Source organism: Maribacter confluentis (genome assembly GCF_030505015.1).
GTDB lineage: Bacteria > Bacteroidota > Bacteroidia > Flavobacteriales > Flavobacteriaceae > Maribacter > Maribacter sedimenticola.
The window spans coordinates 1,489,853-1,508,639 of record NZ_JAUKUC010000001.1; the positions used below are offsets into that span (position 1 = coordinate 1,489,853).

An 18,787-nucleotide genomic window follows, 5' to 3' on the forward strand; every position below is an offset into this window, starting at 1 on the left:
ACTTGTCATATTTTTGATTATAATGGTATCTTTGCCAACCAAATATTTTTGTGAAGTAATAAGTAGAATGGAGAAAACCATAGATGAAAAGGTGCAAGGCACAACACTGGCCGTAGCAGCTAGAAAAGAAAACAAACGCAACTTGTTCATAGAGAGTTACGGTTGTGCAATGAACTTTGCTGACAGCGAGATCGTTGCATCTATCCTGGCCAACGAAGGTTTTAATACTACACAAGTATTGGAAGATGCAGATTTGGTCCTTGTAAATACTTGTTCTATTAGGGACAAGGCAGAGCAAACAATACGTAAACGATTAACGGAATATAATAAAGTAAAAAAATCAAGACCTCACCTAAAGGTCGGTGTTCTTGGCTGTATGGCAGAGCGTCTAAAAGATAAACTTTTGGACGAAGAAAAGATTGTAGATATGGTTGTGGGGCCAGATGCCTACAAAGACTTGCCCAATCTTATTAAAGAGGTAGACTCTGGCAGGGATGCGGTAAACGTCATACTTTCAAAGGACGAAACCTACGGAGATATTGCCCCAGTAAGGCTGAACACCAATGGGGTTACCGCCTTTGTTTCAATCACTAGGGGATGCGATAACATGTGCACCTTCTGTGTAGTACCCTTTACCAGAGGAAGAGAACGTAGTAGGGATCCGCAGTCCGTTTTGGCAGAAATCAACGAACTATGGAAAAAAGGATTTAAGGAAATTACCCTTTTAGGACAAAATGTAGATAGCTACCTATGGTACGGTGGTGGACTAAAAAAGAATTTTGAGAACGCTTCCCCAATGCAAAAAGCGACAGCCATCAACTTTTCCAAACTTTTGGAAATGGTAGCCTTGGCACAACCCAAAATGCGTATTAGATTTTCTACATCAAACCCGCAGGATATGACTTTGGACGTGATCAAAACCATGGCCAAATATAAAAATATATGCAACCATATTCATTTACCGGTTCAAAGCGGAAGTAACCGTATTTTAAAGGAAATGAACAGGTTACACACCATTGAGGAATATTTTGAGCTGATCGATAATATAAGGGAGCTTTTGCCAGATTGCGCCATTTCCCAAGATATTATTTCCGGCTTCCCTACGGAAACGGAAGAAGACCATGCCGCCACCTTAAAAGCCTTGGAATATGTAAAGTATGATTTTGGGTATATGTATGCCTACTCCGAAAGACCGGGAACGTTGGCAGGAAGAAAGATGGAGGACGATGTACCCGAACCTACCAAAAAAAGACGCTTATCTGAAATAATTGCGCTGCAAAGGGAACATTGCCAATTTAGAACGGAAAAGCATGTGGGTAAAATCCAGGAAGTCCTTATTGAAGGAACGTCAAAGAAATCTGAAAATGAATGGATGGGCAGAAACTCACAAAGTACGGTCGTGGTATTTCCAAAGGAGCATTATAAGATCGGTGATTTTGTCAATGTCAAAATTCACGATTGTACCTCTGCAACACTAAAAGGTACTGCGTTAGATTATTCCGAAAACAATTAAATTAGTACAGAGCCATTTTCTATGGAAAGCATACAAAGTATAAAACAACGTTTTGAAATCATAGGTCAAGACCCTAAGCTCAATAGGGCATTGGAGAAGGCTATGCAAGTTGCCATTACGGATATTTCCGTTCTGGTTACCGGTGAAAGTGGAGTAGGTAAAGAGGCTATCCCAAAGATCATTCATTCCTTGTCCCATAGAAAGCACGCCAAATATATAGCGGTAAACTGTGGTGCCATACCGGAAGGAACTATAGACAGTGAACTTTTTGGACATGAAAAAGGGGCCTTTACCGGGGCAACCCAAACCAGAAGCGGTTATTTTGAGGTCGCGGACGGCGGAACTATTTTTTTAGATGAAGTTGGCGAACTGCCCTTGACCACCCAAGTTAGATTATTAAGGGTATTGGAAAATGGAGAATTCTTAAAAGTAGGTTCCTCCCAAGTCCAAAAAACCGATGTTCGTATTGTTGCGGCCACCAATGTCAATATGTTCGAGGCCATTAAAAAAGAACGGTTTAGAGAAGATCTGTACTATCGTCTAAGTACCGTTGAAATAAATATCCCCCCATTACGCGAACGTCAGGGAGATGTACATTTATTGTTCAGAAAATTTGCGTCTGACTTTAGCCAGAAATATAAGATGCCAACCATTAGGCTAGATGAGCAAGCGGTATCCTTACTGAATAAATATAGATGGCCAGGAAATATAAGGCAGCTTCGTAATATTGCCGAGCAAATTTCCGTATTGGAAGAAAATAGGTCCATTACCGCAGCTACCTTGAACGGGTACCTGCCCAATAACACCAGTACCAATTTACCCGCGGTAGTCTCCAACACTAAAGCAGAAAGCGATTTCAGCAACGAGAGGGAGATTTTATATAAGGTATTGTTTGATATGAAGGGCGACCTGAACGATCTTAAAAAATTGACCATGGAATTGTTGAAAAACAACGATTCACAAAAAGTACAAAAGGACAATGAGAACCTGATCCGTAAAATTTACGGAAACGACGATGAGGAGGATATAGATCTGGACCAAGACTCCCAAGAAGAAACCAACTTAAATGTATTGCACCTACCTGAACCCAAGGAAGATCATATCCTTACTTCGGATGCATACGAGGACAAATACCATTTTGCCGAAGAGATAGAGGAAGAGGAAACCTTGTCCCTACAGGAGAAAGAAGTAGAACTGATTAAGAAATCCTTGGAACGCAACCGTGGCAAAAGAAAGGCGGCAGCAGCAGAATTAGGTATTTCAGAACGAACGCTCTATCGAAAAATTAAACAGTACGATCTATAGAACTTATGAACATATTTACGATTAAATACATAAAAAAGGCTGTTATTTTCTCATTGCCCCTAGTATTACTTTTAGGTTGTGGTATCTATAACTTTACGGGCGGTAACGTGGGGGAAGCCAAAACCTTTCAAGTAAATTATTTCCAGAACTATGCAACCCAGAGTCCGGGTTCTACTTTTGAACCGGGCGTAGATAGGGATTTTACACTTGCCTTGCAGGATAGGATCATGAACCAGACCAGTTTGGACCTTATTACTTCCGGTAATCCACACCTTTTATATGAAGGGGAAATAACCGAATACAAAATTTCACCCATGTCCGCCACTGCACAGCAGACCGCAGCACAAAACAGGCTTTCTATGCGCGTGAAGGTTAGATTTTACAACAGATTAAAAGAAGATGCAGCTTTTGACCAAAGTTTTTCGTTCTTTTATGACTATCCTGCCGACGTGCAGTTGGCATCCATAAAGAGTGAAGCGCACGAAGTAATATTTGAACGACTTACACAGGATATTTTCAACGCATCATTGGCAGACTGGTAACCTATATGAACGTAAAGGATTTTACATATTTTCTAGAACATCCTACCAAAGTAGTAGAACCGATCCACACGAAACATCTGGAGGATATTATTGCGGAATACCCTTATTTTCAAGCGGCACGTGCCTTACATTTAAAAGGACTTAAAAATCTTAATAGTTATAAATACAATAAGGCATTAAAGACAACGGCAGCCTTTACCACAGATCGCGATGTTCTTTTTGAGTTCATCACCTCAAAGGATTTTTTAAGGTATGACCGTACGGATAATACTGTAATTGAACCGGAATCCAGAGTAAAGCCCCCTAAGGAACCAACCGCCCCTTTAATTGAAAACTCCGTGGACAAACCCTTACCGCAGGACACCACGGATGCCGAGCATATTCTAGACCCGGAATTGTTCCAATCCAAACCTACTACGGTTACCAAAGAAGAAGAAACCTTGGAAATAGGTAAACCGCTAACATTTAATGAAAAGGAAAAATATTCCTTTTCTGAATGGTTGAGCCTTACTTCAAAAAAACCAATAAGCACCGCAGGAGCGGAACAAACCAGTTCTACCGTAAAAGCTGAAAAGGTGTCTGAGAAAAAAGCTAAACCGGTTCAAAAGTTAGACGCCATAAAAAAGAAAAAATTTGAGCGCATAGACAAGTTTATAGCCAGCAATCCAAAAATAGATCCTACGGAGCAAAAAGGAACCAAACTTGATATCTCCAACTCTATAAAGATAGACAAGAACGAGCTGATGACAGAAACGCTGGCAAGGGTTTATCTTGAACAAAAGAAGTACAAAAAAGCCATACAGGCCTTTAAAATTTTAAGTTTGAAATATCCGGAAAAAAGTAGTTTCTTTGCAGACCGAATTAAGGCAGTAGAAAAAATTCAAAAAGATAATAAATAATATAGGATGAGTACATTTTCAATATTTTTAATCCTTATCATCGTCGTTTGCTTGTTATTAGTGTTGGTGATTATGGTACAGAACCCAAAAGGTGGCGGACTTTCCTCTTCTTTTGGTGGTGGCGGAACGCAAATTGCAGGCGGTGTCAAAAAAACAGGCGATTTCTTGGATAGAAGTACCTGGACATTGGCCGGTTTGTTGATCGTTCTTATACTTGCTTCCAACATTGCGCTTAAAGGTAATTTTGGCACTTCGGATTCAAAATTATTGCAAGGCGATGATATTGAAACTGTTGTTCCCGAAACTTTGCCTGAAGAGGTTACACCGGTAGAAACGGAACAAGTAACCCCTACGGACAGTTTATAATCCAAAAGATAAATTATAATAAAATGCCAGCTTCTGACAAGCTGGCATTTTTTGTTTACAATTTGTCAGTAAATAGGCAATGGCATAATTTCTGCCTTTAGAGACATACACAAGTTAAAAATCAATTTAAAATTTAATAATTATGGCTAAAGTTAATATCAAACCATTGGCAGACAGAGTACTTATTGAGCCAATGGCCGCTGAGACTAAAACTGCGTCTGGGCTTTACATTCCTGACACTGCAAAAGAGAAACCGCAAAAAGGTAAAGTTGTTGCCGTGGGACCAGGAACAAAAGATGACAAAGTTACCGTTAAGGTTGGTGATACCGTACTTTACGGAAAATATGCCGGGACCGAACTTAAATTGGAAGGAACCGATTATTTGATGATGAGAGAAAGCGATATTCTTGCCATCATCTAGTATTTTTCAGGAATCGATTAAATTGTTTTAAAGTAAAAAAAATTAAACCATTACCTTACTTGTTATTCCTAGTATTAACTGGTAAGAACTAAAAACTAAAATCCATAAAAATGGCAAAAGACATAAAATTTGACATAGATGCAAGAGACGGCCTTAAAAGAGGCGTTGATGCTTTGGCAAATGCAGTTAAGGTAACCTTGGGACCAAAAGGTAGAAATGTTATTATCAGCAAATCATTTGGCGCTCCCCAAGTAACAAAAGATGGTGTTACCGTTGCAAAAGAAATTGAATTGGAAAACCCATTGGAGAATATGGGTGCACAAATGGTTAAGGAAGTTGCTTCCAAAACCAACGACCTTGCCGGTGACGGTACTACTACCGCAACCGTATTGGCGCAAGCAATCGTAAAAGAAGGATTAAAGAACGTTGCTGCAGGTGCAAACCCAATGGACTTGAAAAGAGGTATAGACAAAGCTGTTGAGGCTATCGTTGCAGATTTGGCAAAACAAGCCAAAAAAGTGGGCGATTCTTCTGAAAAAATTAAGCAAGTAGCCTCTATTTCCGCTAATAACGATGAAACTATTGGTGACTTGATCGCACAAGCTTTTGGCAAAGTTGGTAAAGAAGGTGTAATTACCGTTGAAGAAGCCAAAGGAACCGATACATATGTAGACGTTGTAGAAGGTATGCAGTTTGACAGGGGCTACCTTTCTCCATATTTCGTTACCGATTCTGAAAAAATGGTTTCTGAGCTGGACAGTCCTTACATCTTATTGTTCGACAAGAAAATTTCTTCAATGAAAGACTTATTACCGGTATTGGAGCCAGTTGCACAATCTGGTAAGCCTTTATTGATCATTGCTGAAGATGTTGATGGTGAAGCATTGGCTACTTTAGTAGTTAACAAATTAAGAGGTTCTTTAAAAATTGCCGCAGTTAAGGCACCAGGTTTTGGTGACAGAAGAAAGGCAATGTTAGAAGATATAGCCATCTTAACAGGCGGTACCGTTATCTCCGAGGAAAGAGGATTCTCTTTGGACAACACTACGCTAGATATGTTAGGTACTTGTGAAAAAGTACAGATTGACAAGGACAATACTACGATCGTAAATGGTGGTGGTGTTGCAAAGGATATCAAAACAAGGGTTAATCAGATAAAATCTCAAATTGAGACAACAACTTCTGATTACGATAAGGAAAAACTTCAAGAGCGTTTGGCCAAGTTGGCCGGTGGTGTTGCCGTACTTTATGTTGGTGCAGCTTCTGAAGTTGAAATGAAGGAGAAAAAAGATAGGGTTGACGATGCATTGCATGCCACAAGAGCTGCCGTGGAAGAAGGAATTGTTGCCGGTGGTGGTGTTGCTTTGGTAAGAGCAAAATCAGTTCTTTCCAAAGTTTCTACGGACAATGAAGATGAGGCCACTGGTCTACAGATCGTAGCCCGTGCCATAGAAGCTCCGTTAAGAACTATCGTTTCTAACGCTGGTGGTGAAGGATCTGTAGTAATCGCAAAAATACTTGAAGGTAAAGGAGATTACGGTTATGACGCCAAATCTGAAAAGTATGTTGAAATGATGAAGGCCGGTATCATAGATCCTAAGAAAGTCACTAGGGTAGCTTTAGAAAATGCCGCTTCTGTTGCCGGTATGATCTTGACTACGGAATGTGCCTTGACCGATATTAAGGAAGATGCTCCTGCTATGCCTCCTATGGGTGGCGGTGGCGGAATGCCAGGCATGATGTAGGTCGACAGCGTCGACAGGCAATTATTTGCTTGTTCTAATAGTTTATATTTTTTTTAAAACCGCTCTTGAAATATCAAGAGCGGTTTTTTTTGATTTTAAATATGAGCAACAAAAAAACCACCTTCTTTATTTACAGAAGGTGGTTTTCATGTCCAAATGGTAAGCCTACCTGTAGGCTAGTTACCGACTACTTCTTTCTAGGAGCAGCTTTTGGAGCAGCCTTTTTTCCAGCTTTTGCCGGAGCAGGCTTTGCAGCTGGTTTCCCTGCTGATTTTGCTTGTGCCATTAGTATAGAATTTAAATAAATCTATGCTAATGTATTTCACAATTTGATCCGTGATAATTTCGTTGGCAAAATATTAACTAAAACTTTTTTAGCAATTTCAAAGCATAGCCATAACCTCAATAAATATGAGGGTTTCCATCACTTTTAATGATGTGCGCCATCATCAGAATTATCCTCTCGGTACTTGCAACAAGGGTGTACGCTATTGTATGCCTCATCAGTAGCCTTTAATTCCTTTGTATCATGGCCAACGGCAACAATAGCGGTCTTTATTTTCATGGCATCTGTCTTTCGCTCGTCCATAATTATATTTAACTGATGCGTGGGTATATCCCAATTGGCATACTTTACCCCTTTTACGTTTAACGCAGCTTCCTCTATACGCTCTTTACACATAGCGCATTTTCCATTTACGTCAAAAGTCATCTTTTTATTCTTTTCCTGTGCAAAAGTCATAGCCGCAATGAATATCATCGTAATAGATAGTAAGGTAGTTTTCATAGTATTTCTATTGATATATTAAATTTTAAATCTAAAACCTGCATAAAACATTCTTCCCATTATAGGTGCATATACTATAGTTGTATCAAAATTAGGACCAAAAGGGTCATCTGCCCCTAAAACGGGCGTAATTTGTTGTACATCCGATAGGTTTTCTCCCCCTAAATATAGTTCAAACGTATTTGAAAATACTTTGGTCACTTGAGCATTCATTAGATTGTATGTTGGGGAAAAAGCAGGTAATTGGTATTCCACCGGGTTAGCACTTGTATCTGGCAACCGCGCTTCTCCAAAACTGTGAAGGGTATAATCAAATTTCCATTGCGCACCATTATCCTTATCCTCGGTCTCATACCCTAAATTAACAAAAAAACGGTGTTGTGCTTGTAATGGTTTCTGTAGATTTCCGCTTTTATAATCTGTAAATACATCATAAAACTTGTACGATGTTCTAAAATTAAGACGCGTTAAAATCTCATAATTTAATTCTACTTGAAAACTTTTGGCACTACAGTCTCCTTCCAAATTATAAAACGAAACTTCTTGTGGATTTTCCCAATCTACCACAATTTGATTAGTAAAATCGGTCACATAATAATCCAAGGAAATATCTCCCTTTCTGTTGAAAAAATTAAATCCCTGTAGAAAACTAACTCCATAATTCCATGCATCTTCTGGCTCTAAACCATACACGTAGCCACCCGAACCTGCAATATTAATTTGCCTAGCGGAGGCGAACAATTGCTGATTTTCCGCAAAAATATTTGCCGCTCTTTTTCCCCGCCCAAAAGACCCGCGTAAACTACCACGTTCCCATGGGGTATAACGTATATGGAATCTTGGTGTCACAAATGTCCCTAACCGATTATGTTCATCAACTCGAAGCCCCGCGGTTAAACTTACCTTGTCCAAATTCTCGTAACTATACTCAAAAAATGCTCCTACCGACCTATCTTCCCTAGAATAATCATCAGTAGTCACCACCTCATCATAACCATCATAAGCGAAGGTTATACCAGTCTTAAACTTATTTCTGGTATCGCCAATAATGGAATTAAATAAAAGGTTGCTATAGATACTTTCATGATTGATATCATACGTTCTAATACCAAAATAGGAATCTTGCTTATGCAGACTATAGGCTGACTGAAAACCAAAACTTTGAAACGGAAGCTCTGGAAAAACATAACCCAGTTTTAACGAAGTATCAAACCTGCGGGTATTTATTTCACTACCCCACACTTCGGCTCCGCTCAGTGCAGGAACTTCGGCTCCGCTCAGTGCAGGAACTTCGGCTCCGCTCAGTGCAGGAACTTCGGCTCCGCTCAGTGCAGGAACTTCGGCTCCGCTCAGTGCAGGAACTTCGGCTCCGCTCAGTGAACCACCATTATCAACGCTATCGGTATTAGGATTAAAATCTACTTGCCCTACCTGCTTCTCATCATTCAAAAAACGAACATTTAAGAAACTTACAAAACCTGTTTCAGGATTCTGATACTGCCAACGGTTCATCACATTTATTTGCTCCCCCAAAGGCGCATCTAAAAATCCGTCTTCATTATTATCTTCTTTTTGAGTTCTTTTGTTACCATGAATATACAATCCTGCACTCAATTTATCGGTCAGCTTTTTATTGAAATGTGTATTCAATTCATAACGCCCATTTTGGTTGGCATAGCCATTTACAAAAACTGCATTATCGGTTAACGGCTTTACCAACTCGGTATTAATCTGACCTGATATACTTTCGTAACCATTGACTACACTACCCGCCCCTTTTGTAATCTGTATACTTTCTATCCACGTACCAGGCGTAAATGTTAATCCGTAGGCTTGAGATGCACCACGTACCATAGGAATATTTTCTTGGGTAATCAACAAATACGGACTCGTTAATCCTAACATTTGAATTTGCTTGGTACCGGTTAATCCATCAGAAAGATTTACATCAATTGCCGGATTGGTTTCAAAACTTTCTGCCAGATTACAGCAAGCGGCTTTTAACAACTCATCACTGTTTACCGTAATAACATTCTGCGGACTTAAATATGTTTTCTGTATAGCATCTCTTTCCTGCTGAACAACAACCTCATCCAACTCATTAGATGGCTTAAGAGTAACACGTATTGTTTTTGGAGCATTTACAGTCAGTGTATCCGATTCAAAACCAACATAACTAATAATTAATCTATTAAATTCTTTAAAATATGGAATGGAGAATTTACCATCGAAATCTGTTACCACCCCAGTTTGCGAATCTTGCCAATAGACATTAGCTCCAGAAAGACTTAATGCATTAGATGCGTCAGAATCGAAAACAACACCTTCTACTTTTTCCTGAGAAAAACTAAAATAAGGCAACATGCACAAAAGCAATACTACTATATATTTATTCATTTAATAGCAATTCAATTTGATTAATCGATTTTTACCGTTCGCAATCGCAATGCATTGGCAATTACCGAAACAGAGCTTAAACTCATCGCTAAAGCCGCAATCATTGGAGAAAGCAATAATCCGAAAAATGGATATAGCACTCCCGCCGCAATTGGTATACCTACCGTATTATAAATTAAGGCGAAAAATAAATTCTGTTTTATATTCTTCATTACCGCATGACTCAACTTTTTGGCCTTAACAATACCGTGTAAATCCCCTTTTACCAAAGTAATTGCAGCACTTTCAATGGCAACATCCGTTCCCGTACCCATTGCAATACCTACATCGCTTTTTGCCAAAGCAGGCGCATCATTGATACCGTCTCCAGCAACAGCTACCTTTCTTCCTTCAGATTGTAAACGCTCAACCTCAGCCAATTTATCCTGTGGCAACATACCAGCCTTAAAATCTGCCAGACTTAATTGTTCCGCTACCGCTTTTGCAGTATCATGATTATCCCCTGTAAGCATTATCACCCCAATACCGGCTTTCTGCAACTCTTCAATAGCTTTTTTGCTCGTCTCTTTAATTTTATCTCCGATTGCAACAAAACCAACTGCCTTAACGCCAATTGCCAGGTAAGAAACTGTTTTTCCTTGTTTTTGATGAGAAACTACATCTGCCTTTAAACTATCTAAAATGGATACTTGAACCTCATTCATCATTTTCTCATTACCCAAGGCAATAAACTCCCCATTTATTTTCCCAGTGACGCCCATACCTGTAACCGAATTAAAATCTTCAACCTTTAAAACATTTACATTATTCGCCTTTCCATACTTTACAGTTGCATCTGCCAATGGGTGCTCACTTTGCTGATTTAATGAAACAATATATTGCAATACCTTTTCCTGATTAATCTCAGAGATACTACCCACCTTTTCTACGGATGGTTTCCCTTCCGTAATTGTACCGGTCTTATCTACAATTAGCGTATCAATTTTATCCATACGCTCTAAAGCTTCTGCATTCTTTATCAGTACGCCAGATTGCGCTCCTTTACCTACACCTACCATTACGGACATTGGTGTAGCCAAACCTAAGGCGCATGGACATGCGATTATCAATACAGCAATAGCATTGACCAAAGCATATACATAAGCAGGTTCTGGACCAAAAATGACCCAAACAATAAAGGTGATTACAGAAATGAACACCACGGCAGGTACAAAATAACTAGAGATTTTATCCGCTAATTTTTGAATTGGCGCCTGACTACGACTAGCTTTGTTCACCATATCAATAATCTGTGACAGTAAGGTATCTGAACCAACCTTCTCAGCTATCATCACAAAAGAACGCTTACCATTAATTGTCCCAGAACTTACAGTATCACCCTCTACTTTTTGTACCGGAACAGGTTCGCCCGTTATCATAGATTCATCTACCGTACTTTCGCCTTCATGCACGCTACCATCAACAGGTATTTTATCACCAGGTTTCACCCTAAGCAAATCTCCTTTTACTATGTTATCTATTGCAATTGTCTCCTCTTTCCCATCAACAATGCGAATTGCCTTATTTGGAGCTAGCTTAAGAAGTTCTTTAACCGCAGAATTAGTTTTACTATGTGCACGAGCCTCTAATAACTGTCCGAACAAAACTAGAGTCAATATAACCGTAGCTGCCTCAAAATATACATGAACCGTGCCTTGGTCTGTCTTAAACTGTGGAGGAAAAAAATCTGGGACCAAAATAGCAAATACACTAAATAACCACGCTACACCTGCTCCAAAACCTATCAACGTAAACATGTTCAAATTCCATGTTTTTACAGATCGATAGGCTCTCTCAAAAAACATCCAAGTTGCATAAAAAACCACAGGGATTGATAGTGCAAACTGTACCCAATTCCAGCTTCTTAAGCTTAAAATATTATGAAGTGGATTATTAGGAATCATTTCTGACATTGCTATAATGAATATGGGCAAGGTAAAAGCCACCGCTATTTTAAACTTTTTTAAAAGCTTATTATAACTTTTCTCTTCAGCAGAAATATCAGCTTGCTTTGGCACTAAATCCATACCACAAACAGGGCAATCACCCGGTTCATCACGGACCACCTCAGGGTGCATTGGACACGAATATTCCTGACCTTTATGAACTGAAGCACTTGCCTCTTCTACCAAATCCATACCACAAACCGGGCAATCGCCAGGCTCTGTGTAGGTTTTATCTCCTTCGCAATGCATTGGGCAATAAAAAGTACCATTGCCATTTTCTACTTTCTTAGGTTTCACTTTTTTGTGATGATGCCCTCCTAATTCATGAATAGAATAATGACCGCCATCTTCTTTCATGGCATTTTGCAAAGTAGTTAAATTCAATTCTGAATCCATTTCTAAAGTAGCTTCAGCTTTTTCTAAATCTACAGAAGCACTGGTTACACCATCAATATTCGCCAATGTCTTTTCTACATGAGACCTACATCCATTACAGGTCATGCCAACTATGGTATATGTATGTTTCATACTTTTTATTATAATTATTTTATAAATCCGAATACCTAATCAGATATTCAATTAGACCTTTTAATTCTTCACAACAATCGGCTGTTTATCAAAAATATTAAGCTTGCCGTTTCTATAATTAATTACATACAGCATACCGTCTTTAATCATCATATCCGTTGGTTTTTCTATCTGGTCTTTTAACACCTGTAGTAATTCACCGGTCATATTAAACACCAATACACGATTGTTTTCAAAATCAGTTACAAACACTTCATCAACCGAAACAAAAATCCCTGTTGCCGCATTCATCTTTTGATCTTGCCCCATCATTTGAAGAAAACCGCCTTTTTTATCAAACACTTGTACTCGGTTATTATAGGCATCTGCTACCCAAATTTTATCCTTAGTAATCTGTACATCTGTAGGATAATAAAACTCCCCTTCCGCTTTTCCTTCTTTACCAAAGGAAATCCAGCTTGCACCATCAAAATAGAGAATTCGATTATTGTAGAAATCTGCAATTGCCCGTTCATTTTCAAAAACAGAAACTCCCGCTGGTGCATCCAATGAATCTGAAACCTGCATTATAAACCTCCCTTTTTTATCAACCGTTTCAATAACATCTTTCCCATATTGAGGAATAAAAATTGTCTCCTTTATAGCATCAATATGCATTGGTCTATCTAATGAATCTATAGTTTCCGTGATTTTGCCTTCTATATCAATTTTTACCAAACGGTTATGGTCGCCATCTGAAAGCCAAATAGCTCCATTTACCTGAGTTAACCCAATAGGATTCACGCCATCTAATTGAAGGGTTTTAGACAACACCCACTCTTTAGGAACAGGTGCTTTTTCTTTACAAGCAGATGCAAAGACTAAAACGATGAGTATACATATACTTTTTCTCATTATTTATAGCTTAAACGTTCGTACTTACAACATGCTGGTAAATTGCCATAATCATCGGTATGTGCTTGATGGTTTTTGGTATCATGACCTGCAACCGCTACTTCCTTTTCAATTTTTTCAAGAGAAGTTAATCCCGCATCAAATGAAACCTTCATGATTTTGGTATCCTTATCCCAAGAAACGGCGGATACACCTTGCACTGATTCTGCAGCTTTGGTTATTCTAGCCTCACACATAGCACAGTTACCAGCAACCATTACATTTTTACTCACCGTGCCTTCAGACTTTTTAGTCATTTCGCTCGCAGATGATTCTTCAATTTCACCATTGGCACGTTCCACTTTTGCGGTAATTGGCGTGTAACCCGCTTTTTCAACTTGCTTTTCTACATCAGCTAGTGATAATGCTTTTTCCGCTGGATAAGAAAAACTAAAGTCTCCTGTTTCAATATCTATTTTCACATTCTTAATGCCTTTAAATTCTTTGAATTTCTTCTCAAGTCCATATGCACAAAACGGACAGCCTAGACCATCTACCTGCACCATAAACTTATCCTTACCATCTTGTGCAACCGCACTAAAGACAACCATTAGCGTTAACAACGCCGATATAATTATTGATTTTTTCATTATTTTATGTTTTAAAAATTTTTATTAAAATGAATATCTAGTACCTAAAAACAGGCTATAGTTTAATTTACGACCTGCTGCAATATCGTTTACCAACGGTACCTGCACAGCCAAGTCGAACGTAACATTCTTTCTTGCATACTGTAACCCTTGTGCGTACAATAATTGATACCAATCACGCTCTACCAGCCATAAATTGGTATATTCAAAATACAGATTGATTTGTTTATTAGGATACTGTGGCTTTAACAATGGAAGACCGAAACCTATTTTATGGGTCAAAGCATCCAAGCTACCATCGGGTACCCAATTGTAGCCCAACTCGTTAGAAATACCATATTTAAGCGATTCGTAACCTGCAACAATACCATAATATCCCGCATATTTGCCCGTACTTAAATCCATTACGTCCAATTCTTTACCAGTAGGCAGTGTTTGTAAAGTTTTGGCTACCATTCTAAAGGTCTTGCCTGTACCATCTTTTCTAAAGAATTGATATTTACCCATTATTTTAATATCCGCTAAACTGCTACCACTTGGTCCGTTTTCGATATCATAATTTATATACGGTAAATGTATTGCCACCAAAGAATTAGAAGTTGGCAAATAATGTAGCATTAATGGAACATAGGTAAAATCACCTCTTTCCGTATGCCGTATCTCTGTCAAGGTTTTTGCAGTAAAGCTACCGCCACCCAACATAATGGGTTTATCGGCAGTAATAGGAGGACCTTGTGCCTCACAATATTGTATCCCAAATAGGATAATGGTTAAAAGCCAAGTAAAATTTTTCATTGAATGTTAGATTTGATTAAAAAGTGTGTGAACGCAAATGAGCGACGTATAACACGTTTTAAATCAAATCAAAAAAACTTGGTGCAATATGTTCAAATCCTCTGCCAATATAGGCGGCGGATAAGAATCAAAAACAACTTCCTTATCCGTAGACTCTTGAAATAAGTTTAAATAAGAAGTTGTGAAGGAAATTAAGAATACTTGTTGAGAAAAATCTAAATTAAAAATGTCATGGTTTAAATCATCTTGACCTTGCATGGTAAAAGATTCATCATCACAACAATGCTTTTCATATTGCGATGCATCATCCAATAAAGCCAAACCAGCTTCCATACCACAATCTTCGGCGGAATGAAAAAAGGCTATATCCAAAACACGGCCCATGCATAAATGTTTTTCTACCGTCCATGAAATAGTGGACAGCAGCAACAGCAATGCCATTGCAACGGAAAAAAATTTATGTAGCATATTCCTCATCGCGGTAAAATTACAAAATAATCAACATTTAACATCCTTAATACCATTTCTTTAACGAAATATTGTAGAACCTATTTCCATTTTCCCGTTTTACACATTAAAAAAACCCATAAGCGTATACGATTAGCAGTGATTTTAAGTTTAAAGAGTAACACATATATTAAATAACCATCATTAACATTTAAAAACACTAATCATTTTAAATTAAAAATTATGAGAAAACAATTAAAGTATACCTTTTTAATATGCACCATTGCTTTATTTATAGGCAGTTGTAGTTCTGATGACGGCTCTGTTTTTGACACACCTATTCCTGACAATACCGATGGGGCGGACGATGGCGACAATGAAGAGCCGGAAGTGGCCACTTTGGTCTTTAATGAGGCAGACCCATCTAACAATCAAATATCAGCATCTGCCAATGGTGAAGTAGGCACTACGGTACCGGGCAGGGTTATTTTTACATCAGATGCAACTACACAGCGCAGAATGTATATTACACAAAATATTTCCGGACAAGGAGAAATGCCATTTAGCGCGTTTGATCTTGTCAGTGAAGATTTAAGTAAAGTTTTAAAACCTGACGGATCTATAGATTTAGATGGCGCATCCAAAAAAGAAATTGACTTTACATTTTCCCTACCGGTCCCGGACATTGATAACGGAGAGATCGTCTACACTTTTTGGACCACAACCGGAAAAGGAGATTTTAGGGATACCACCAAAAGATTGGCTTTAGGTGCAGGTACCATTACCGTAACGGTCGGAACAGGAACCAACCCTACTGCCGAGGTAAGGGAATTTAACGAAGTAAAATTGTTTGCCCCGGATGTGAACGGAAATACGGAAACTTTCTTTTCCCTTTTAAACGAAACGGTCTATAAGGTCAATGTAGGTCGCGAATTTAGGGCGTTCTGGGATTTTGGATATTATTATGGTGCCTCTGGCGTATCTGCAGATGACAATGCCTCCTTTTCCTCTACAGAACAGTATGATGCTAATTTTGGATTTCCGGTAGAAGGACTTCAACCGGGTGAAGATGAGGAAAATGCGGAAACAGAAACGCTCAACCAAATGTTCTTTGCGTCTTCTGATTTGGATGCAACGGCCTTTGATGCAATAACCCTTTCTGGGGAGCTTGATTTCATTGCTAGTTCAGATACCCAAAAAATTACCAATCTTAGCGTTGGCGATGTGGTAGAGTTTGTAGATAACTATGGTAAAAAAGGGTTGATCAAGGTTACTGCGATCCAACCAGGATTTGGCAATAATGACTTTATTGAATTCAGTGTCAAGATACAGCCATAACCCAACAAAATATAAACAAGTCTTAAAGAGAGGATGCCTTACGCATCCTCTCTTTTATTTTAAAAAAGACGGGGCTTATTGCATACAATATGTATTTTTGCCAAAAAAAAATATGTTCAGCTCACTACGCCCTCAAGTTAGTTCCATTATAGACTCCAACACCACCAAAGAAGCCAAAATGCAGGCCATTTGTGAACTTTTAAAAGAAAAGGTTCCTCATTATGACTGGGTAGGTTTTTATTTTAAAAATGGCGATAAGAGAGAATTAAAACTTGGACCATACGCGGGAGAACCTACGGACCACACCATTATTCCTTTTGGAAAGGGCATTTGTGGGCAAGTAGCCGAAAGCAACGAGAATTTTGTTGTACCCGACGTACAGGCCCAGGACAACTACATTGCTTGCAGTATTACCGTAAAATCCGAAATTGTAATACCCATGTTCGTCAACGGAGAAAACATTGGGCAAATAGATATTGACTCTAACACCCCCGATCCCTTTACCAAGGCAGATGAGGCTTTTTTGGAATTCGTAAATTTTGAAGTGGCCAAAATTCTTTAAAACTTTAGTCCTTTTGTTGATAAACTAGCTCATTTAATACGTGTAAAAAAATTACTTTTGCTTGCTTATTAAAAACATTTAAGCACCATACAATGAGCAGTGTAAAAAAAGCATCTTCAGCCTTAATTTCAGTTTTCCATAAAGACGGTTTAGAGCCAATTGTTAAGAAATTCCAAGAATTGGGAATTACTATTTACTCTACCGGAGGTACTGAAAAATTCATTAAAGATTTAGGAATAGATGTTGTTCCCGTAGAAGATGTCACCAGCTACCCGTCTATACTTGGCGGAAGGGTAAAAACCTTGCACCCAAAGGTTTTTGGCGGTATTTTGAACAGACAGGATAACGAAAGTGACGTTGCACAATTGGCGGAATTTGAAATTCCTCAAATAGATATTGTCATCGTAGATCTTTACCCATTTGAAAAAACGGTTGCAAGTGGTGCTCCAGAACAAGATATTATAGAAAAAATTGATATTGGCGGTATTTCGTTGATCCGTGCGGCGGCCAAAAACTTTAAGGATGTAATCTGTGTCTCCTCCATGGAAGACTATACCGACTTTTTAGATGTTGTTTCTGCCGATAACGGAAATATTAGCTTAGAGGACAGAAAGCTTTTTGCCGCAAAAGCATTCAACGTTTCCTCACATTATGACACTGCTATCTTCAATTACTTTAACCAAAACCATGACCTAGCGGCCTTGAAAATCAGTGAAACTAAAGGTAAAGTATTGCGCTATGGAGAAAATCCGCATCAAAAAGGATTCTTTTTTGGTGATTTTGATGCCATGTTCTCCAAACTACACGGTAAGGAATTATCCTATAACAATTTATTAGATGTTGATGCTGCGGTAAACTTAATGCTTGAGTTTAAAAACGACGAACCAACTTTTGCCATTCTAAAACATAACAATGCTTGTGGACTTGCACAACGCGATTCCTTGCACCAAGCGTACGTAGATGCTTTAGCCGGAGACCCAGTTTCCGCTTTCGGAGGTGTTTTAATCAGCAACAAGGAAATTGACAAAGCTACTGCCGAAGAAATTCACAAATTATTCTGTGAAGTGGTCATAGCACCAAGCTATAACGCGGAGGCTTTGGAGATATTGAAAGGAAAGAAAAACAGGATTATCCTAATACAGAACGATGTTGAAATGCCACAAATGCAGGTAAGAACTTGCTTAAACGGTATGTTGTTACAGGAAAAAGACCATAAAACAGATTCAATCCAAGATTTAGCCAATGCTACGGATACAAAGCCAACAGATCAAGAGTTGGAAGATTTAATTTTTGCATCCAAACTTTGCAAACACACAAAATCCAATACCATTGTCCTGGCCAAGAACAAACAACTTTGCGCAAGCGGTACCGGACAGACCAGTAGAGTTGATGCATTGAACCAAGCCATTCATAAAGCACAGTCGTTTAATTTTGACCTCAACGGTGCTGTTATGGCCAGTGATGCATTTTTTCCTTTCCCAGATTGCGTTGAAATTGCGGATAAGGCCGGTATTACCAGTGTAATACAGCCTGGTGGTTCTATCAAGGACCAATTAAGCATTGATTATTGCAATGAACATAAAATTTCAATGGTGATGACGGGTACGCGTCATTTCAAGCATTAATTTCATTAC

18 protein-coding genes are annotated in these 18,787 nt (G+C 38.7%); 11 read left to right on the forward strand and 7 right to left on the reverse strand.

Annotated features, from left to right (window positions below):
* Positions 1-67: 67 nt before the first annotated feature.
* The 8 genes from miaB to Q2T41_RS06530 all read left to right on the forward strand — a co-directional run bounded on the left by miaB (position 68) and on the right by Q2T41_RS06530 (position 7,096).
* Positions 68-1,513, forward strand: a complete 1,446-nt coding sequence (gene miaB / locus Q2T41_RS06495; RefSeq protein WP_304435409.1) for a tRNA (N6-isopentenyl adenosine(37)-C2)-methylthiotransferase MiaB — start codon at positions 68-70, stop codon at positions 1,511-1,513.
* 21 nt (positions 1,514-1,534) lie between these two features.
* Positions 1,535-2,818, forward strand: coding sequence for a sigma-54 interaction domain-containing protein (locus Q2T41_RS06500; RefSeq protein WP_304435410.1), 1,284 nt, complete (start codon positions 1,535-1,537; stop codon positions 2,816-2,818).
* 5 nt (positions 2,819-2,823) lie between these two features.
* On the forward strand, positions 2,824-3,360 hold the full coding sequence (locus tag Q2T41_RS06505; RefSeq protein WP_304435411.1) for an LptE family protein: 537 nt from the start codon (positions 2,824-2,826) through the stop codon (positions 3,358-3,360).
* 5 nt (positions 3,361-3,365) lie between these two features.
* The gene (locus tag Q2T41_RS06510; RefSeq protein ID WP_304435412.1) at positions 3,366-4,259 is read left to right on the forward strand and encodes a DUF8458 domain-containing protein; all 894 of its coding nucleotides are present in this window, start codon (positions 3,366-3,368) and stop codon (positions 4,257-4,259) included.
* A 6-nt stretch (positions 4,260-4,265) separates the two neighbouring features.
* Positions 4,266-4,625 (forward strand): preprotein translocase subunit SecG, encoded by a 360-nt coding sequence (secG, locus tag Q2T41_RS06515; protein WP_089260664.1) that lies wholly within the window; start codon positions 4,266-4,268, stop codon positions 4,623-4,625.
* Between the two features lie 142 nt (positions 4,626-4,767).
* Complete coding sequence (locus Q2T41_RS06520) at positions 4,768-5,046, forward strand: co-chaperone GroES (RefSeq protein ID WP_089260665.1); 279 nt, start codon at positions 4,768-4,770, stop codon at positions 5,044-5,046.
* Between the two features lie 110 nt (positions 5,047-5,156).
* Positions 5,157-6,791: a chaperonin GroEL gene (gene groL, locus Q2T41_RS06525; protein WP_089260666.1), complete on the forward strand. Its 1,635-nt coding sequence runs from the start codon at positions 5,157-5,159 to the stop codon at positions 6,789-6,791.
* 101 nt (positions 6,792-6,892) lie between these two features.
* The gene (locus Q2T41_RS06530; RefSeq protein ID WP_304435413.1) at positions 6,893-7,096 is read left to right on the forward strand and encodes a hypothetical protein; all 204 of its coding nucleotides are present in this window, start codon (positions 6,893-6,895) and stop codon (positions 7,094-7,096) included.
* Between the two features lie 125 nt (positions 7,097-7,221).
* On the opposite strand, the gene Q2T41_RS06535 is transcribed toward Q2T41_RS06530, so the two are convergent.
* The 7 genes from Q2T41_RS06535 to Q2T41_RS06565 form a co-directional block, all read right to left on the reverse strand.
* Complete coding sequence (locus Q2T41_RS06535; RefSeq protein ID WP_304435414.1) at positions 7,222-7,578, reverse strand: heavy-metal-associated domain-containing protein; 357 nt, start codon at positions 7,576-7,578, stop codon at positions 7,222-7,224.
* Between the two features lie 18 nt (positions 7,579-7,596).
* Positions 7,597-9,975 (reverse strand): TonB-dependent receptor, encoded by a 2,379-nt coding sequence (locus Q2T41_RS06540; RefSeq protein ID WP_304435415.1) that lies wholly within the window; start codon positions 9,973-9,975, stop codon positions 7,597-7,599.
* Positions 9,976-9,995: 20 nt separating this feature from the next.
* On the reverse strand, positions 9,996-12,488 hold the full coding sequence (locus tag Q2T41_RS06545; RefSeq protein WP_304435416.1) for a heavy metal translocating P-type ATPase: 2,493 nt from the start codon (positions 12,486-12,488) through the stop codon (positions 9,996-9,998).
* A gap of 60 nt (positions 12,489-12,548) precedes the next feature.
* Entirely contained in the window at positions 12,549-13,298 is a 750-nt protein-coding gene (locus Q2T41_RS06550) for an NHL repeat-containing protein (protein WP_304435417.1), read from the reverse strand.
* Between the two features lie 83 nt (positions 13,299-13,381).
* Positions 13,382-13,972, reverse strand: a complete 591-nt coding sequence (locus Q2T41_RS06555) for a heavy-metal-associated domain-containing protein (protein ID WP_304435418.1) — start codon at positions 13,970-13,972, stop codon at positions 13,382-13,384.
* A 63-nt stretch (positions 13,973-14,035) separates the two neighbouring features.
* Positions 14,036-14,806: a hypothetical protein gene (locus Q2T41_RS06560; RefSeq protein ID WP_304435419.1), complete on the reverse strand. Its 771-nt coding sequence runs from the start codon at positions 14,804-14,806 to the stop codon at positions 14,036-14,038.
* A 63-nt stretch (positions 14,807-14,869) separates the two neighbouring features.
* A complete protein-coding gene (locus tag Q2T41_RS06565; RefSeq protein ID WP_304435420.1) occupies positions 14,870-15,274 on the reverse strand; it encodes an HYC_CC_PP family protein in 405 nt (134 codons plus the stop codon).
* 222 nt (positions 15,275-15,496) lie between these two features.
* On the opposite strand from Q2T41_RS06565, the gene Q2T41_RS06570 reads away from it, so the two are divergent.
* From Q2T41_RS06570 to purH, 3 genes are all read left to right on the forward strand, one after another.
* On the forward strand, positions 15,497-16,591 hold the full coding sequence (locus Q2T41_RS06570) for a hypothetical protein (protein WP_144802423.1): 1,095 nt from the start codon (positions 15,497-15,499) through the stop codon (positions 16,589-16,591).
* A gap of 112 nt (positions 16,592-16,703) precedes the next feature.
* Positions 16,704-17,153, forward strand: a complete 450-nt coding sequence (locus tag Q2T41_RS06575; RefSeq protein WP_304435421.1) for a GAF domain-containing protein — start codon at positions 16,704-16,706, stop codon at positions 17,151-17,153.
* Between the two features lie 92 nt (positions 17,154-17,245).
* Entirely contained in the window at positions 17,246-18,778 is a 1,533-nt protein-coding gene (gene purH, locus Q2T41_RS06580; protein WP_304435422.1) for a bifunctional phosphoribosylaminoimidazolecarboxamide formyltransferase/IMP cyclohydrolase, read from the forward strand.
* Positions 18,779-18,787: the final 9 nt, after the last annotated feature.

What these genes read in the sequence shown, in the direction of transcription:
- miaB (WP_304435409.1), top strand. Translation starts at nt 68, where the DNA reads ATGGAGAAAACCATAGATGAAAAGGTGCAAGGCACAACACTGGCCGTA.
- Q2T41_RS06500 (WP_304435410.1), top strand. Translation starts at nt 1,535, where the DNA reads ATGGAAAGCATACAAAGTATAAAACAACGTTTTGAAATCATAGGTCAA.
- Q2T41_RS06505 (WP_304435411.1), top strand. Translation starts at nt 2,824, where the DNA reads ATGAACATATTTACGATTAAATACATAAAAAAGGCTGTTATTTTCTCA.
- Q2T41_RS06510 (WP_304435412.1), top strand. Translation starts at nt 3,366, where the DNA reads ATGAACGTAAAGGATTTTACATATTTTCTAGAACATCCTACCAAAGTA.
- secG (WP_089260664.1), top strand. Translation starts at nt 4,266, where the DNA reads ATGAGTACATTTTCAATATTTTTAATCCTTATCATCGTCGTTTGCTTG.
- Q2T41_RS06520 (WP_089260665.1), top strand. Translation starts at nt 4,768, where the DNA reads ATGGCTAAAGTTAATATCAAACCATTGGCAGACAGAGTACTTATTGAG.
- groL (WP_089260666.1), top strand. Translation starts at nt 5,157, where the DNA reads ATGGCAAAAGACATAAAATTTGACATAGATGCAAGAGACGGCCTTAAA.
- Q2T41_RS06530 (WP_304435413.1), top strand. Translation starts at nt 6,893, where the DNA reads ATGAGCAACAAAAAAACCACCTTCTTTATTTACAGAAGGTGGTTTTCA.
- Q2T41_RS06535 (WP_304435414.1), bottom strand. Translation starts at nt 7,578, where the DNA reads ATGAAAACTACCTTACTATCTATTACGATGATATTCATTGCGGCTATG.
- Q2T41_RS06540 (WP_304435415.1), bottom strand. Translation starts at nt 9,975, where the DNA reads ATGAATAAATATATAGTAGTATTGCTTTTGTGCATGTTGCCTTATTTT.
- Q2T41_RS06545 (WP_304435416.1), bottom strand. Translation starts at nt 12,488, where the DNA reads ATGAAACATACATATACCATAGTTGGCATGACCTGTAATGGATGTAGG.
- Q2T41_RS06555 (WP_304435418.1), bottom strand. Translation starts at nt 13,972, where the DNA reads ATGGTTGTCTTTAGTGCGGTTGCACAAGATGGTAAGGATAAGTTTATG.
- Q2T41_RS06560 (WP_304435419.1), bottom strand. Translation starts at nt 14,806, where the DNA reads ATGAAAAATTTTACTTGGCTTTTAACCATTATCCTATTTGGGATACAA.
- Q2T41_RS06565 (WP_304435420.1), bottom strand. Translation starts at nt 15,274, where the DNA reads ATGCTACATAAATTTTTTTCCGTTGCAATGGCATTGCTGTTGCTGCTG.
- Q2T41_RS06570 (WP_144802423.1), top strand. Translation starts at nt 15,497, where the DNA reads ATGAGAAAACAATTAAAGTATACCTTTTTAATATGCACCATTGCTTTA.
- Q2T41_RS06575 (WP_304435421.1), top strand. Translation starts at nt 16,704, where the DNA reads ATGTTCAGCTCACTACGCCCTCAAGTTAGTTCCATTATAGACTCCAAC.
- purH (WP_304435422.1), top strand. Translation starts at nt 17,246, where the DNA reads ATGAGCAGTGTAAAAAAAGCATCTTCAGCCTTAATTTCAGTTTTCCAT.